The 15,338-nt window shown below is 59.4% G+C and carries 11 protein-coding genes; 5 read left to right on the top strand and 6 right to left on the bottom strand.

Translation table 11 applies throughout. The annotated features are described in order from the left end of the window. Position 1: 1 nt before the first annotated feature. From GC165_00675 to polA, 4 genes are all read right to left on the bottom strand, one after another. Complete coding sequence (locus tag GC165_00675; protein MBI1331371.1) at positions 2-1,783, bottom strand: ATP-binding cassette domain-containing protein; 1,782 nt, start codon at positions 1,781-1,783, stop codon at positions 2-4. An 898-nt stretch (positions 1,784-2,681) separates the two neighbouring features. Further along, positions 2,682-3,137, bottom strand: coding sequence for a hypothetical protein (locus GC165_00670; protein ID MBI1331370.1), 456 nt, complete (start codon positions 3,135-3,137; stop codon positions 2,682-2,684). Between the two features lie 14 nt (positions 3,138-3,151). Next, positions 3,152-3,589, bottom strand: a complete 438-nt coding sequence (locus tag GC165_00665; protein ID MBI1331369.1) for a hypothetical protein — start codon at positions 3,587-3,589, stop codon at positions 3,152-3,154. Between the two features lie 3 nt (positions 3,590-3,592). Further along, positions 3,593-6,181 carry a DNA polymerase I gene (gene polA, locus GC165_00660; GenBank protein MBI1331368.1) on the bottom strand — a complete coding sequence of 863 codons (2,589 nt, stop codon included), beginning with the start codon at positions 6,179-6,181 and terminating at the stop codon, positions 3,593-3,595. A gap of 373 nt (positions 6,182-6,554) precedes the next feature. Between polA and GC165_00655 the strand changes: the two genes are divergently transcribed. From GC165_00655 to GC165_00640, 4 genes are all read left to right on the top strand, one after another. Continuing rightward, a complete protein-coding gene (locus GC165_00655) occupies positions 6,555-6,893 on the top strand; it encodes a hypothetical protein (GenBank protein ID MBI1331367.1) in 339 nt (112 codons plus the stop codon). After that, complete coding sequence (locus GC165_00650) at positions 6,830-8,551, top strand: DUF4127 family protein (GenBank protein ID MBI1331366.1); 1,722 nt, start codon at positions 6,830-6,832, stop codon at positions 8,549-8,551. Before GC165_00655 ends, GC165_00650 begins: the two co-directional genes overlap by 64 nt. Positions 8,552-8,994: 443 nt before the next feature. Next, the gene (locus GC165_00645) at positions 8,995-10,308 is read left to right on the top strand and encodes a GNAT family N-acetyltransferase (protein MBI1331365.1); all 1,314 of its coding nucleotides are present in this window, start codon (positions 8,995-8,997) and stop codon (positions 10,306-10,308) included. Positions 10,309-10,325: 17 nt separating this feature from the next. Then, positions 10,326-11,291, top strand: a complete 966-nt coding sequence (locus tag GC165_00640; protein ID MBI1331364.1) for a hypothetical protein — start codon at positions 10,326-10,328, stop codon at positions 11,289-11,291. Positions 11,292-11,435: 144 nt separating this feature from the next. On the opposite strand, the gene GC165_00635 is transcribed toward GC165_00640, so the two are convergent. Together GC165_00635 and GC165_00630 are read right to left on the bottom strand one after the other, a co-directional pair. Further along, the gene (locus GC165_00635) at positions 11,436-12,641 is read right to left on the bottom strand and encodes an amidohydrolase family protein (GenBank protein MBI1331363.1); all 1,206 of its coding nucleotides are present in this window, start codon (positions 12,639-12,641) and stop codon (positions 11,436-11,438) included. Next, positions 12,641-13,309, bottom strand: a complete 669-nt coding sequence (locus tag GC165_00630) for a prepilin-type N-terminal cleavage/methylation domain-containing protein (protein ID MBI1331362.1) — start codon at positions 13,307-13,309, stop codon at positions 12,641-12,643. Before GC165_00630 ends, GC165_00635 begins: the two co-directional genes overlap by 1 nt. 136 nt (positions 13,310-13,445) lie before the next feature. Here GC165_00630 and GC165_00625 point away from each other — a divergent pair, with 136 nt between their 5' ends. Continuing rightward, positions 13,446-15,260, top strand: coding sequence for a hypothetical protein (locus GC165_00625; GenBank protein MBI1331361.1), 1,815 nt, complete (start codon positions 13,446-13,448; stop codon positions 15,258-15,260). Positions 15,261-15,338 lie beyond the last annotated feature (78 nt).

The raw sequence follows: 15,338 nt of genomic DNA, 5'->3' as shown, positions 1-15,338 counted from the left end.
CCTAGATCGGGTGCGATTCGAACTGCTGGGTGTAGAGGTGGTAGTACGTCCCTTGTAGGGCCATCAGCTCTTGGTGTCGTCCGGATTCGACCAGCCTTCCGTCGCTCATGACTAGAATCTGGTCAGCGTTGAGGATGGTGCTAAGGCGGTGGGCGATGGCAAAGGTGGTTCGTCCGGCCATCAGGTTGTTCAGCGACTGCTGGATGAGCCGTTCCGAGTGCGTGTCGAGCGCGGAGGTCGCCTCGTCGAGGATGAGAATCTTGGGGTTCTTGAGGATAGCGCGGGCGATGGCGATGCGCTGTTTTTCACCACCGCTCAGCTTGTAGCCGCGCTCGCCCACTACGGTGCTGTAGCCTTCGGGCAGGCCCGCGATGTGCTCGTGGATGGCGGCGGCCTTGCATGCTTCGATCAGTTCATCGTCGGTGGCTTCGGGCTTGGCAATCTGCAAGTTCTCGCGGATGGTGGCGTGGACCAGATAGGTTTCCTGGGTGACCGCACCAACGACCTCGGCGAGGTTGTCCAGCTTGAGGTTTTCGACATCGACGCCGTCGATGGAGACTTGACCCTCGTCCACGTCGTAGAGGCGCGGAATCATGTACGTCAGGGTCGTTTTGCCCGCGCCGCTGGCACCGACGAGGGCGATCAGTTGTCCAGGTTTAGCTTCGAACGAGACGTCCTTGAGGGTCCAGTCTTCGCCGTTTTGGTCGTACTTGAAGCCAACGTTGGAGAAGGTGACGCGACCCTCCATCTTGGACTTATCGACCTCGACTGCATTGGGGGCTTCGACGATGTCGTGCTTGACGTCCATGTACTCGAAGATGCGCTCGAACAGCGCGAACGAGCCGAGGATTTCAACCTGGGTGGCGAAGAGGCCGGTCAGGGGGAAGAACATGCGCGTTTGGAGCATCGTGAACGCGACGAGCACGCCGACGGTGAGGTGGGTGTCGCCGCGGTGGAGTAGGTAACCGGCCAGCCAGTAGATGAGGGCGGGGATGACCTGCGTGATCATGCGGAAGATGCCGAAGAAGGTGTACTGCAGGACCGACGCCTTGACCTGCCAGCGGGCGAGGCTGTTGTTTTCGACGTCGAATTTCTGCGCAATCTGGTCGGCGCGGCCGATGGTTTTGGCGAGGAGCGCACCCGAGACCGACAGGTTCTCCTGCATCAGCGAGTTGATCTCGGAGGTCTGCTCCTGGACACCGAGGCGGATGTCCTTGGCGAAGTCGCCGACCTTTTGGCCGATGATCATGAAGACGGGGATGAGGGTGACGGCGAGGAGGGTGAGCCGCCAGTCGATGATGAACATCGAGACCAGCGCAGAGATGACGATGGCGATGTTGGAGAGGGCATCGACGAAGGTGTTGCTGACGACGTTTTGCACGCCGCCGATGTCGGAAATGAGTCGGGTTTGGATGTCGCCGGTCTTGGTTTGGGTGAAGAAGCGAAGCGACATGCCCTGCAAGTGGGTGAAGAGATGGCGACGCATGTCGCACATGATTTTTTGCCCGATGACGACGCTTTGGTAGCCGTAGAGGAGGGTGGAACTGGCGGCGCAGAGGGTGATGACGATGGTGAGGAGCGAGTACTCGGTGACGACGCCGAGGTTGTTCTTCTGCAGACCGCGGTCGATGATGACCTGGAGGAGGAACGGCGGGATCAGGCCGAGGATAACAGCGACCATGACGGTGCCCATCATGAGCATCACCTGCTTGCGGTGGGGGCCGAACAAGCTGATGACGCGGCGCACAATGGCGCGGTCGATGGGTTTTGATTCGGGAGTCATGTGGGCCGGTCTTTCTACGCCGCTTGGACCGCACGCGACGGCATCGGGGCAGGTTATTTCCTGACTTTAGTTTGGCATTTTTTGGTCGGGCGGGGTTTTGGGGGTTGATTCCTTTCCCGCATGGTCTTTGGCTATACGGGCCACCTGGGTTTGTTAGGCGTCTCTGTCTCCTCCATCCCTGCACCTTTCGTCACTCCCAGCTGTGCACTCAGTTCAACGACCATCACCCACCCCGTCTCCGATTCTCGGAGACACCCCTCCTTCTGAACCTATCGCACCGCAAGCGAAAACCTGATCCCCGAGGGATCACAGATGGTAGCCGGGCGGTCGGAGCGAGGTACGAGCGTAGACCCCCGGACGACTTCTAACCTGAAATGGTCCGAGGAGTCCCGACATTCGGGACGACCCCGCCATTATGGCGGCGACAAATGGGGCGTCAAATGTTTGAAAAAACTGCTGTGCGACAGGCTCTTCTGGGAGGGGGAGTTTGATTGGTCGGCAGTCCTCTTCTGAGCACTGGTAAATCCCAGCTTCGCCCTCCTTCGTCGGACAAGCAGACGTCTTAACCAGTGCCAAGACTTTGCTTTTGTTTCTTGGTGGGCAGGATGCCCACCTTCCCAGTGGGCTGAACTCCTTAGATCGGCATTGACGGCAAATTTATCCCTTTCCGTCGTTCCTAGGAATCGGAACGACACCTTTCCACGATGAAACTGCCTTTGTGGCAGTTCCAACTGCGGACCCTCCGAGCCAGCGAGACAAGTCTCGCTCTCCAAAGCGCGGACAAGTCCGCGCATTCCAAATGGGCTACCGGGAGACGGGGACATTTAGTTCCAGTTATCGCCGATTTTGGCGTCGACCTCGATGAAGGTTGTGACGGCCTTGGACGAGTATGGGAAGGTCATGACCTTGGGGCGGCTTCGAATTTCGCGAAGTCGCTCGCTTTCAGATGCGAGTCGCTTTCGGGAATTCGGGCCCAAGTACTTTCGATCACGGGGATGTTGTTGAGGACCTCGCCGCTTTTAAGCGTGATGCGCATGAGGTGGGCACCCATCGAAGATTCGGGGAGTTTTACAATTTCGGCTGACTGCTTCTTGGTCAGGTGGACGTCGGTGAATTCAGACACCAGGTCGTCCACTTGCAAGCTCTCAAGAATCTTGGCTTGGCCGTTTGCAAGACGGACGAGAAGATTCTCCAAAGTGGAGAGACGTTTCTTAATCTCTTCCATAGTGGAATCTTTTGCCGAAACCTCCTGAAGTTCCTTCAGGGCCGTCTCACGAACAAACCTTGGACGAGTTGTCGTTGAGCGATACAGCTTTTTTCCTGCTCCTCCGCCCGATCCAACTTTCCTTGCCATGACTCTTCTCTATTCTATACGGCTATTCCACCAATCGTGCTCAACGTACCGAGCAATTCAGCACTACCCGCTGGCAACGAGTCCTGGATTACGACCTCAAAACCGCCCCCAAGTTGCCCAAATGCGGGTTTGACTCGCCCCCGGGAGTACTGAACACCCTTTTGTAGCACAACCTTGTAGACATCGTACGCAACCGTGCTGGGCGTTGACCCGCCCGCTGGAAGCGCATAGCGCCGCACTGCCTCAAACGCCGATTCGCAATTGTGGGCATCGAAGAAAAGGGTGCAGTATGTACCGGCGGCTACGGCACCGTTCGGCGAGACGCGTGGTACGTTCACTCCTGCTTGCTGCAAGCGAAGCAGAATCTCTCCGCCTTGACTGGTTTCAGTCAGGTTACTGGACGCCTCGTCCCACGGATTTCCCGATTGCCCGACTACAGTAAAATCGTTCATGGGCTACCGGGAGACGGGGGACATTTCGTTCCAGTTATCGCCGATTTTGGCGTCGACCTCGACCGGGACTTTGAGGGGAAGGGCGACTTCCATCAGGTGGCGGATGGGTTCGACGATTCCGTTTTCGCCGTCCTTCAGTTCGAACACAAGTTCGTCGTGGACGTTGAGGAGCATGCGCGTGGACGAGCCTTCCAGCTTGGCCCGCACGTGGAGCATGGCCAGCTTCAGCATGTCGGCGGCGGTGCCTTGGATCGGCGCGTTCATCGCCTGCCGTTCGGCGTACTGGCGCTCATTGAACTTGGCGGCGTGGATGTCCGGGAAGTAGCGGCGGCGACCAGTCAGCGTGGTGGTAAAGCCCTTCGAGCGGGCCTCGTCGATGACGCTTTGAGTGAAGCCCTTAACGGTCGGGAAGCGCTCGTTATATAGGTTGATCAACTCCTTCGCTTCGGCGCGGCTGAAGCCGCCGCCGAGCTGGTTGGCAAGACCGAAGTCGGTGACACCGTAGAGCACCGCGTAGTTGAGCAGCTTGGCGTAGCCGCGCTGTTGTTTGGTCGGCTCGTCTACGTGGAACATCAGCTTGGCGGTGGCGGTGTGGACGTCCTCGTGGTGCTCGAACGCATGGACCAGAGCCGGTTCCTCGCACATGTGGGCGAGGACGCGGAGCTCGATCTGCGAGTAGTCGAACGAGGCGAGCGCGTAGCCGTCGGCGGCGGTGAACGCCTTGCGGATGGACCGTCCGAGTTCAGTTCGAACGGGGATGTTCTGCAGGTTCGGGTCGTTGGACGAGATGCGGCCCGTCGCGGCGATGGTCTGCGAGTAAGTCGTGTGGATGCGCCCGTCGGAGGCGATCTGCGTTTGCAGGGCCTCGGCGTAGGTCGAGCGAAGTTTGGTCAGTTCGCGCCAGGTCAGCACTTCACCGGCGATTTCGTACGTCGGCGCGATCTGTTGCAGAATCTCGGCGCCGGTAGCGTAGCCGGTCTTGGTTTTGGTCGCGCCGGGGATGCCGAGCTTATCGAACAGGATCTCGCCGAGTTGCTTGGGCGAGCCGATGGTGAATTCCTGACCCGCCAGTTCGTAAATCTTGGCGGTCGAGGCCTCGATGGCTACCGACAGTTCCTTGGAGAACTCGCGGAGCTGATCTTTGTCGGCGCGGATGCCCGCGACCTCCATTTCGGCCAGGATCGGTGTGAGGGGAAGCTCGATGGTCTCCATCACCCGTAGCTGATCTTCCTTCTGCAAACGCGAGTGCATCGCATCGCGAAGGGCAAGCAGGGCAAAGGCCGACTCCTCGGGCGACTCTGGCGCGGCGTAGTCAGTGTAGCCCTGGACGAGGTCGCCGAGGTCGTATTTGGCGCGGCCGGACTGCAGAACGTACCCGGCGATCAGAGAGTCAAACGACACGGACCGGTCGAAGACCTGCGCGGCCTTGTACATCGGCTTTGCGTCGTGGACGATGGCTTGCGTGGGGAAGGTTTGGAAGAGGCGAATGCCGTCTTGGCGCGAAGCGATGAGCACTTCGCGGCCGACGGAGACGAACGCCTTTTCGGCATTCTCGTCAAACAGGTCATCGGCGGGCAATGCGGCGAAGTGGATGCCGAACGGCTGGCTGTTGACCGTGCTTTTGAGCATCAGGAAACCGGCGTCGCGGGTGGTGAACTGCATCTTCTCGGCCACCACTTCGACGGCGGCGTGGACGCCGTGCTCGAAGCCATCGACGTAAGGGCCGAGCACGCGGTCGCAAGCGCGGAGGCAGGACTTCAGTTCAAACTCCTGAAGGAACTTCTTGGCGGCTTCGAGTTGGTCTTGAGAGAGGATGAACGGCTTGAAATCGTATTCGACGGGAACGTCGCGGATGATGGTGGCGAGCCACTTCGACATCTTCATTTGGTCGATGGCGGGCTCGATCTTCTTGCGATATTTCTCGGGAATTTGATCCAACTTGGCGAGGATGTCTTCGACGGTGCCGAAGTTGGTGATGAGTTCGGCCGCGCCCTTGTCGCCGATGCCGGGAACGCCAGGAATGTTGTCGCTGGTGTCGCCTTTGATGCCTTTGAAGTCGGGGACCATGACGGGCGGAACGCCAAGCCGCTCGACCACTTCGGCGGGGCCGTAAGTGTTGATTTCGGTCACGCCTTGGCGTGGAGTCACGACGGAAACGCACTCATCGACCAGTTGCAGGGAGTCGAGGTCGCCGGTGATGATGGTGGTGAGGTAGCCGTTCTCCTCGGCCTGCTTGCTGATGGTGCCGACGATGTCGTCCGCCTCGAAGCCGACCAGTTCGATCTGGGGAATGCCGAGGGCGGTGAGGAGGTGGCGCGACTCATCCAACTGGGAGATCAGTTCGGGCGCGGTCTCTTTGCGCGTGCCTTTATAAGCCGCGTATTCGGTGTGGCGGAAGGTTTTCGACGGGTGGTCGAGGGCGACGACGATGGCGTCCGGACGGTCTTTTTCCAGCAGATTGAACATCATGGTCGTGAAGCCGTGCAGAGCGTTGGTGGGCCTGCCGTCGGCTGTGCTGAGGTACCGCGTGGCGTAGAACGCCCGGAAGAGGAGCGAGTACCCATCGATGATGATCAGGCGCTTTTTCGACATGGTTTGTACGGCCTAGGTTACCGTGGGGCGGGGCGAAAACGCGGCGGGTTAGAAGTAACACGGATCAGCGTGCTGTTCGGCAAGCATTCCCGAAGACACACTTGCACGTATCGGTGCCACCCCATTTGGCATCTATGTGGCTAGTGAAGAGAGTCAATGATTCGGCTCTGCTCGGTCTTGCGGCGTGGTATCCGTGCCACCTTTTACAGTAAGGGTTTTTGAGATCGCTTTTAGTGTAAGAGAGACATAAGTAACGCTTTCCCACTGGGAAGTTGGGAAAACCTAGTAACCGCTTTAACGTTAAACCAGGTACAATAGCTTGCGGGGTTAGGAGGCGAAGCGGCCTCTATAGGCCGATCGGAAGCTGATAACGATGGTGTACAGACCACTTCGGTACGAGCAGATCATGCAGGCAGGAGATGCCTACGAAGTGCGCGCCCGAAGGATGTTCGGCGGTATGGGCGTTTACACCGGCGAACGCATGTTTGCCTTCCTCATCGATAACGATGTCGCCCTCAAGCTTTGTCCCGAACACTACGAAGAAGCTATTTGTCTTCCTGGAGCCGGCGAGATGCGCCCGGAAGCCGGCGCCGATCCTCTGAAGGAGTATGTCAAACTCCCTAAAGCTATTCTTGATAATGCCGATGAATTTATGAAGTGGGTCGAGCGCAGCGCCGAATACGTAAGGAATCGGTCCGCACGGCTCGCCTAACCGACGACCCGAGTCCTACCACCGTGCGCAAGGTTATTTTTCTAACCATCCTCCTTGTCCTGACCGCACTCGGCTATTCACAAACTCCCGTTCCGGTTCGAAACCGCATCCTTTTGGTCCCGTTGGACAGCCGTCCGGCGGCCGGTCAGTTCTGCCAAATGATCGGCGCGATCAACGACACGAAGGTCGAGACGCCGCCGATCGACATGCTCGGCAAATTCACCACGCCGGGCAACGTGGACGAGATTTTCGGCTGGCTGGAGTCCCAGCGCCTCGACGACGTGAGCGCCATCATCGTCAGTTCGGACATGATCGCATACGGCGGGCTGATCGCCTCACGCGTGAACGACGTGGACACGACCACGGCGATCGCGCGACTGCAGCGGCTGATCGATTTTCGCAAGAAGGCTCCCGAGCCGATCAAGATGTATGTGTACGCATCGACGATGCGTTTGACGCCGACGGCGACCAAGGAGGCCGCGTCGTATCGCCTCAACCTCGCCAAGTACGAGGAGATGAAGGACCGGTATGAGCGCACCCACGACCCCGCGCTCCCATCCAAGTTGACGAACCTGCGGCGCATGGTTCCGGCGATTGAGATTCAGCACTACGAACAGACCCGACGGCGCAACTATCAGGTTCAGGCCGCGCTGCTGCGGTTTGCCATCGGCAAAGAGATCGACTTTTTGGTGATGGGGCAGGACGACGCCAAGCCGGACGGGCCCCACATTCAGGAGAATGCGCGCCTGAAGCGGCTGGCGACGCAGTACCACGTGGAGGACAAGGTGTACTTCTGCGAGGGCATCGACCAGCACTCGAACCTGTTGCTGTCGCGGGCGATCCTTGCTGAGCACAACTGGAAGCCGAAGGTGCGGATCGTTTACAGCGATGAAGCGGGCAAGGACCAGTACGCGTCGTACGAGTCGAAGACGGTCAAGGAAAGCCTGCAGGACCAGCTTTTTGCGTCGGGAGCCGAGATGGCCAAGGACACCGACCAGTACGACTATTCGCTTTATGTGAACACGCCGGACCGGCGCGAGCCGCAGTTTGAGGCGTTTTTGGAGCGGATGCGCAACGAGATCGACCAAGGCTTCCCTGTCGCGGTGGCGGACATCAACTTCAGCGTGAGCGGGACCTCGGACGAGGAGCTTTTCAACTTTTTGGTGCGGACGGGCAAGTCGTTCCGCCTACTGGCGTTTGCCGGTTGGAACACGGCCGGCAACACGATGGGGACGGCGATTCCGGCCGCCAACGTGTACCTTTGTGCGCGGAAATATGAGGTGAATCCGCTTCGACGCGAGCTGGCTCAGCGAGAGTTTTTGATGCATCGGATGATCGATGATTGGGCGTATCACCGGTTCACGCGTCCGGCGGCGTACCAGATGATCGATGAACTGCAGGACACGCGGGACGAGGTGTACGGGGCAAACTTCGACGCGGTGAACACTTTTGTGGCGAACGACTTGCGCAAGTACGTGCGGCAGATCTTTCTTTCGCAGTTCCAGTATCGCCGGTTCTTTGCCGGGACCAAGGAGTATCAGATCTCGGATATTACGGATTTGAAGATCGAGCTTCCTTGGCCGCGTGCGTACGAGGTTCGGGTCGACTTCAAGCTGAAGGCTGAGGAAACTGGTCCAAACGGGTCGGGCGGGTCCTAGTTTATTTTTGTGATCGGTCCCGATTCACTTCGTTTTCCGATTCAGCATCGCCTCTCGGAATCGTAGACATTTCCCTCGCTGAGCTCCTAACTGAGTGATCCAAGTTCGATCCTTTCCCGCATAGCCTTCGGCTATACGGGCCACCCGAGTTGGCCATTATTTCCGCCTTTTTGTGAGCGAGACGTGGGTGGGTCAATGTGTCTCTGTTGCGTAGCCACCCTGTCTACGGAAGGCTTTTGAACCTCTGATGTCAGATTCACACGTTTGCCGTAAGCCTCGGCACAGAGGTAGCGATCTCGAAATGTCCTGCTCAATGACCCACCCACGGGAAAAGCGTTCACTTTCCTGAAATTCTTTGGAACTGATGTACTTGCTGTTTGCGTCCATATTGTCAGTACCAAAGTCTGGATTATGGACCAGAGACTATTTAGTCACTATCATTGATGCATCTACCGACCACTTCTGGTACTCATTTCGGGCGAAGCCCCGAAGTCGATTGGCTTCATTGCGAGGTCGTCCAAACAATCCTTGACATCCAAATCCTGGCCCGCGAGTGGGAGGTGCTTCATGGGTGCATTCCAAATGCAAGCATGTGTGCGCACCCAGAGTGGACGATCGCCTGGTGGAACAACTTTGGACATCGGGGGCGCGGCACAGGGCGTGAGACTCAACCGTACGTTCTGACCTTTCGCGACGCCGACCGAAAGCTCGTCGCCGTCATTCCCCTTTACGAGGACCAGCCGAAGTCGCTCCTCAAGCTGCGACGTCTGCGTTCGATGGGGTACCTCGGCCGCGAGCGTGCCTACGACATGACCGAGGAGCCGACCGTACTGGTCGAGCCGGGATATGAGCAAGCGGTCTTCAAATGCCTGGCCGGACACCTGCGGCTTCGGCTCGAGCAGGGTCGTTGGGATTTCGTCGCGATGATCGGCCCCGGTAGCCTCGCATTGGACGCGGGGGGTTCTTTGGAATCCCTCGCCCTTGTGCGTTCCAATCAGCGATCCGGCTCGGACGATGTGAAACTGCCCGAGTCATGGGAGGCGTATCGGCGGTCGCTGTCCAAGTCGATGCGCGAGAACATCCCCTACTATCCTCGTCTGCTGACCCGCGACGGGCACCGCTGGGAGGTTCGCAAGCTGGACAAGGCGCAGGACATTCCGGCGGCGGTGGCGAGATTGGCTGAGCTTCACAAGTCGAGGGCGGAGAGCGTACGGGGGCGACAGCATTCGAACCATCTGCATACCGCGACTCAGGTTGGATTTTTGCGCGATTTCCTGGTGACGATGGCCAAAGAGGAATCGGCCTTCATCGCCGAATTGCTGGTCGATGGGCAAGTCGTGGCGTCGCAGGCCTTTTATGGCCAGGGCGAGACGCTCACTCTTTCCTATTCGGGTTACGACGAACGCTTTTACCGCTATAGCCCCATCTTCGTCATTCACTCGGTCGTCTTTCGCGAGGCGCTGGAAGGGGGTATTCGACGAATCAACTTTTTGCGGAATATCGGGCCGTGGAAGACGCGGTGGCTGGCGCAGACGGGCGAACCGATGACGCGGATGTACCTGGTGCGAAGGGGCCTCTTTTCCTTCGCGCGGTACTTTGGCCACACGGCTTGGATCGGGTTTGAGCGCGATGTGATCCGGCGGATTCCCGTCCTGTGGGGACGAGCGCAGAGGCGTCTTCGTCAGATCCTTCGCGAGTCGATGGTCCGCGAGAAAGGGCCAGACCCGGTAACCGGCACGGAACCAGCCGTGAACTAAAACTTGTCCTTACCCGTGTGCTGAAGAAGATTCGCATCGGGCTGATGGCGGCGTTCGCCGTGTATTTGGTCACGTTCCGGCTCGTGCTGGAACCTCATTCGGAGGCGAATTGGGCGACGTATTTCTTGGTGCACAACAGCTTTCTGCTAGTGCTGGCGTGGTGTGTGCTGATGGCGGCGCTCCACATTCGGGCGTGGCGATTTTCCCTCGGCTGGGTCGGGATGCTGTGCGCCGCGCTGGTGGTGGCGGGGCATCCGAGTTGCGGGTCTGAACCGGAGCCGATGGGCGATCCTCTACGGATTCTCACCTACAATGTGGCGCATTTCGACCTCGACAAGCCGGGCGTTCTGAAGGTGATGCGCGAGTCGAAGGCCGACATTCTGTTTGTGCAGGAGGCGTGCAAGCCCGAGGAGCAAAAGGCGACGGGCGAGATGCTGTGCAAGGAGATGGGCGGCTACCAGTACGTGGTGGCGTCGTCGAACATGATCGTGTCGCGGTATCCGATCGAGCTGACGAAGGTCTACGACATGCCGACGAAGTGGCCCACGAAGAAGTTTCCCGAGGCGATCGTGCATTCGCCGCTCGGGCCGATCCGGGTGATGTGCGTGCACATGGAGCCGAGTTGGGTGGAAAAGATGCCGCCGGACTTTGGTCATTATGCTCCGGTGGTAGGGAAGGTGGTGCAGGATCGGCGGGCGCAAGCGCGGATCGTTCTGGAGGCGCTTCGGGGGTCGAAGGAACCGGTAATCGTGGCGGGCGACTTTAATGGGTCGGCGGGCTCGGAGGTGATTCGTCAGTTTGGGGACGACTTTACAGATGTGTTTGCGGCGACGGAGAAAGGGTTTGGCATGACGCTTTTGGCAAAGATGCCGTATAAGCGGATCGATTATGTGTGGGAGCGCGGCTTGACGCCGATGCGGGCGGAGGTGATTAATTCGACGGCAAGCGACCATCGTCCGGTGCTGGCGGTTGTGGAGAGGTGATGGCGGTTTTTGACGCTCACTTCTGCCAGCGAGACAAGTCTCGCTGGTGAAAGCATCCCGAGGAGCATGACGCAGTCCCACACGGGCGGAACTCCATTTCGTTTTTACTATGGCCACGTCTTGCGAAAGGCAGAAAGCAGAAAGCTAGTAGCTCACCCGTCCGTGCTCAATCACTTCATCGATGGTCTTGGCGTCGTCGATCGAGATGTGGATGAGCGGGGTGGAGGAGCCAGGATAGATGCCCCAGGCCGTGTTGCCAGGTTCGCCGAAAGAGCGATAGCCGTCGCCGGTGGCCATGCGCCATACTTCGACAGCCGAAACGGAGGCGCCCCGCTCGCGGCTGACCTTCAGGGCTGCGCGCATCTCGGCGAACATGTCGATGGCTCCGCCGCTGGCGGGCGAATCCATGCCGAGGCCGATGATCAGCCCGGCGTCGAGCATTTCGCGCACGGGCGCGGGCGGGCATTGTAAACGGATATTGGAGCGGGGGCAGTGGGCTACGGTCACGCCTCGTGCGGCCATGATTTCGATGTCGCGCGCGTCCACGTCGCAACAGTGGACGCACTGCATGCCGGGCCTCAATACACCCAGGTCGTCCAGGACTTCGACGACCGATTGCCCATAGATATCGAACGGCACGCCGTAGGAGCGGCGGCGGTCGGCGATGGGCCCGGTTCCGGTGCGCGTGAAATTGGATTCGTGGACGGTCTCGGCGACGTGGATACTGCTGGGTTGCTGGTTGGCGCCGAACTCGCGGAGGACATCTCGGGCGACGGTGAAGTAGGCGTGGGGGTTGAGGGAGGAGCCGATGGGTGAGTTGGGAGTCTGGAGCTTGGAGTTGGGAGTGCTCAGTGCCGGGTGGTGGGAATCAAGCAAACGCCGCGTCTCCTCCATCCGTGATTCAATTTCCGCCATGCGTGCACCGACATCCGGCGAGCCCGACGTGATCACTTCATGAAAAATCCACCCGCCCAAGCTGGCCTCCAGCATCGCTTCGGCCGACCCTGGTCGATCCGAATGTTCGCCGATCCATGCCACACCGCTTCGGCGGTTTTCCCGTGCGGCCAGTCGGCACTGCTCGCGCACGAACTGCGGCGACTCCAGCGGCTTCAGACGCGTGAGTTCGTAGATCCATTCGTAGTACTCGGGGTGCGGAATCTGGTCCTGCATGCCGCGGTACTCCAGGTGCGAGTGGGCGTTGACGAACGCGGGCGAGAGCACAAACGACGACGGCGGTCGGGAAGACGAGCGAATGGCCTCGACCACGCCGTCCGGCGAGACTAGGACCTCCAGCCCAAACTCAAGCTGACCGTCGATCACGACGGCCAGGGGGCGAAGCCAGTCGTCCATCAGAGGGGTTTGGCCCAGAGTTCGTCCAGTTGGTCTCGCGTCAGCGGTTTGGCGTGGAAGTCGCCCATGAGCGTGTTGTAGCGGTAGGTGCGGATGAGGTCGAAATACGTGTCGTAATCGTCATCGCGCTGAAGGGCGCGGCCCGCGCCGTGCCAATGACCGGCGCCGTCGAACAGCACATTGACCTCGGCGGGAAGCTGGAAGCGGTCCTGCGAGAAGAACTTGAACGCGATCTCAGTGCGGAAGAGGTAGCTGGAGCGGTAGGTGGAGTACAGCGACGGCGACGAGATGAACTGGTCGGGGAAATGGTTATCCAGCACGCGGGTGCCGCTATCGGCGGGGCAGTGGAAAATCTCTTTGCTCTTGGTGTACGGGAACAGCGCGTCGGGGAGCTCCAGCATGTACGGAATCTGGGCCTTGAAGGTTGGCTCGTGGTCCCAAATGGACGGATCGTACTTGTCACTGGCATCCACCGCGTACGGAAAGATGTCGTCGTTATCACCCATGTAGAGCGTGATGGCGGTGCCGATCTGCTTAAGGTTGCTCAGGCAGGCGGTTTGCTTGGCGGCGGCTTTGGCGCGGGCAAAAACGGGGAACAAAATCGCAGCGAGAACAGCGATGATCGCGATCACCACCAGGAGCTCGATTAGCGTAAAGCCGCGCCTCATATCCCTCATTGTACGTCGTAAACGCGCCGTCGTTTCTGGATAGTTCCGACGTGACGAATCTGAGTGGCAAAAAGGTGCGCCGATCTGCCAAAATATAAATTCGCGCCCGTATGCACGGGCATCTAGGAGCGAATCTTTGCCCAAGCCGATTTCCATTAAACCAGAAGAAGCCGTAGCACGATCCTACGCCGACCGCCTGATCCTCGAAAAGCTCTCCGAAATGGAGGCGGCGGTGAAGCTGGGTGAGCTCGCCGACAAGTTGTCCGACGCAGGTATCGGACTCGCGGCAGTTCGGTCCCTCATGGCTTCGAATCCCGATGTTTTCGCCTATCATGAGCGACGCTGGGTTCCTGCCGCTCGACTGAACAGCCAGGGCCGCCCGATCGCCGAGATCGTTCGCGCCATCCTGGATAGTTTTGGCGCGCCCGTCGCCTTCACCACCCTCGTCGAAGAAGTCGCCCGTGCCCAGCGCACCACGCCGGAAGCCATCGAGCCGATGATCCGACGATTGGTCAACGGCCACCAGGGTTTCATCGAAGTCGAAGGTGCACTCGTCGCCCAGCTCAGTTGGGGATTCGTCGCCAAGGACGAGCCGCTGGCCCGCGCGCTGGCGCTCAACGGCGTCTCGGTCGAGACGTTGGAAGCGACAACCAAGAAGCTGGCCGGAGTTGATTTCCGCGCCGAAGGTTGGGCCACCGAAGTTCTGAAGCACGCTCCGCTGAACATCAAGGCCATCGGCGCCGTCGCGTACAGCAAGGTCAACAGCGACGACCCGCGAAGCGCCCTCATCTTCGACGCCGAGTCGTTCTACCGAGCGCTCTTCGCCGTTCCAGGCTATATCTATAATAGCGACGGCACGTTCATGACCGAAGCCGATGCCAAGTCGCTGGTTTCTGCCGCCCTCAAGCTGGCGCAGAAGTTGACGCCGTCCATCGATGTGGACGACGCCGCGCCGCTGGAATTCAAGCCGGAAGACGTCGATCGCCTCATCAAGAAGATCGTCTCCAGCGAAAAGACGGTCACGGCTATCCGCCTGCTGGAAGAGTTCTTCGAGATTACGCCGGGCAGCAAGACGTTCCCCGACGACCTCGCCAATATCATCGCAACTCTGTGCACCAGCGACAAGGTCGAATGGGTGGGCGGCGACCGGTTCCGCAAGGCCGGCGACCATCCCGAGTACATCATGGAAGTGCCGGAGCCGTTCCAGTTCGTCCCGTCGGGCGTGCTGAACGAAGAAGGCGAAGAGGTCGACTTGGAACTCACCGACGACGGTCTCAATAGCTCGCTCCGCAAGCTGCTGCAGCACCCGCTGGCCCTCGACGTGTTGGACGAGGACATCCAACCGGCGCTGAAGAACCAGCCGGAATCCATCCGAATGGTGCTGAAGTCCATCCACCGCGAACTGGGTACGTTCCCACTGGCGCAGGTTCCCACCGGCTGGCTGGACGATCAGCCGAAGATTCAGGAAGCGATGTTTGTGGACCCAACCGGCCGCGAACTGCAGGTCTGGATCAACCAGGAGGCGCGACTGATGTACGGCCTCATCGACTGGTGGCTGGATCAGCCGATCGAGAGCGGCGCGGTGTTCACGCTTACCAAGACGCCGTCGCCCAACGTATTCGAGTTCGAATACCTGGATCAGCCGGACCCGGTCGTCTACATCAGCTCTCAGCGCATGGAAGAGCTTCGAACCCTCGGGGCCGAATCCGAAGGCAAGAGCACGCTCGATGTGCTCATCGACGTGATGAACCACTGGCCGAAGGGTGCGGACTACCTCACCATCCTGGCCGAAATCAACGTCGCCCGACGCACTTCGCGCCGATTGGTGGCTTCCCTGCTCTCCAGCTACCAGTGCTTCTATCAGCGCTCCGGCTCGCCGGTTTGGCACTTCGATGCCAAGAAGGTCGACCAGGGCTTCGACAAGAGCAAGAAGAAGTTCGTTAAGAAGTAAGTATCGTCCCCTCGTAAACCGAGGGGGTGAGACGAATCAGGCGACCAAAAGGTCGCGCAGATTTTCCCCAATCGGGTA

The sequence above is a fragment of the Armatimonadota bacterium genome (genome assembly GCA_016125185.1).
Taxonomy (GTDB): Bacteria; Armatimonadota; Fimbriimonadia; order Fimbriimonadales; family Fimbriimonadaceae; genus Fimbriimonas.
The sequence above is the reverse complement of the archived record's forward strand: the minus strand, read 5'-3'. Positions and strand labels throughout refer to the sequence as shown.

Coding starts and splice junctions, on each gene's coding strand:
- GC165_00675 (MBI1331371.1), bottom strand. CDS start 1,783: ATGACTCCCGAATCAAAACCCATCGACCGCGCCATTGTGCGCCGCGTC.
- GC165_00670 (MBI1331370.1), bottom strand. CDS start 3,137: ATGGCAAGGAAAGTTGGATCGGGCGGAGGAGCAGGAAAAAAGCTGTAT.
- GC165_00665 (MBI1331369.1), bottom strand. CDS start 3,589: ATGAACGATTTTACTGTAGTCGGGCAATCGGGAAATCCGTGGGACGAG.
- polA (MBI1331368.1), bottom strand. CDS start 6,181: ATGTCGAAAAAGCGCCTGATCATCATCGATGGGTACTCGCTCCTCTTC.
- GC165_00655 (MBI1331367.1), top strand. CDS start 6,555: ATGGTGTACAGACCACTTCGGTACGAGCAGATCATGCAGGCAGGAGAT.
- GC165_00645 (MBI1331365.1), top strand. CDS start 8,995: ATGCATCTACCGACCACTTCTGGTACTCATTTCGGGCGAAGCCCCGAA.
- GC165_00635 (MBI1331363.1), bottom strand. CDS start 12,641: ATGGACGACTGGCTTCGCCCCCTGGCCGTCGTGATCGACGGTCAGCTT.
- GC165_00630 (MBI1331362.1), bottom strand. CDS start 13,309: ATGAGGCGCGGCTTTACGCTAATCGAGCTCCTGGTGGTGATCGCGATC.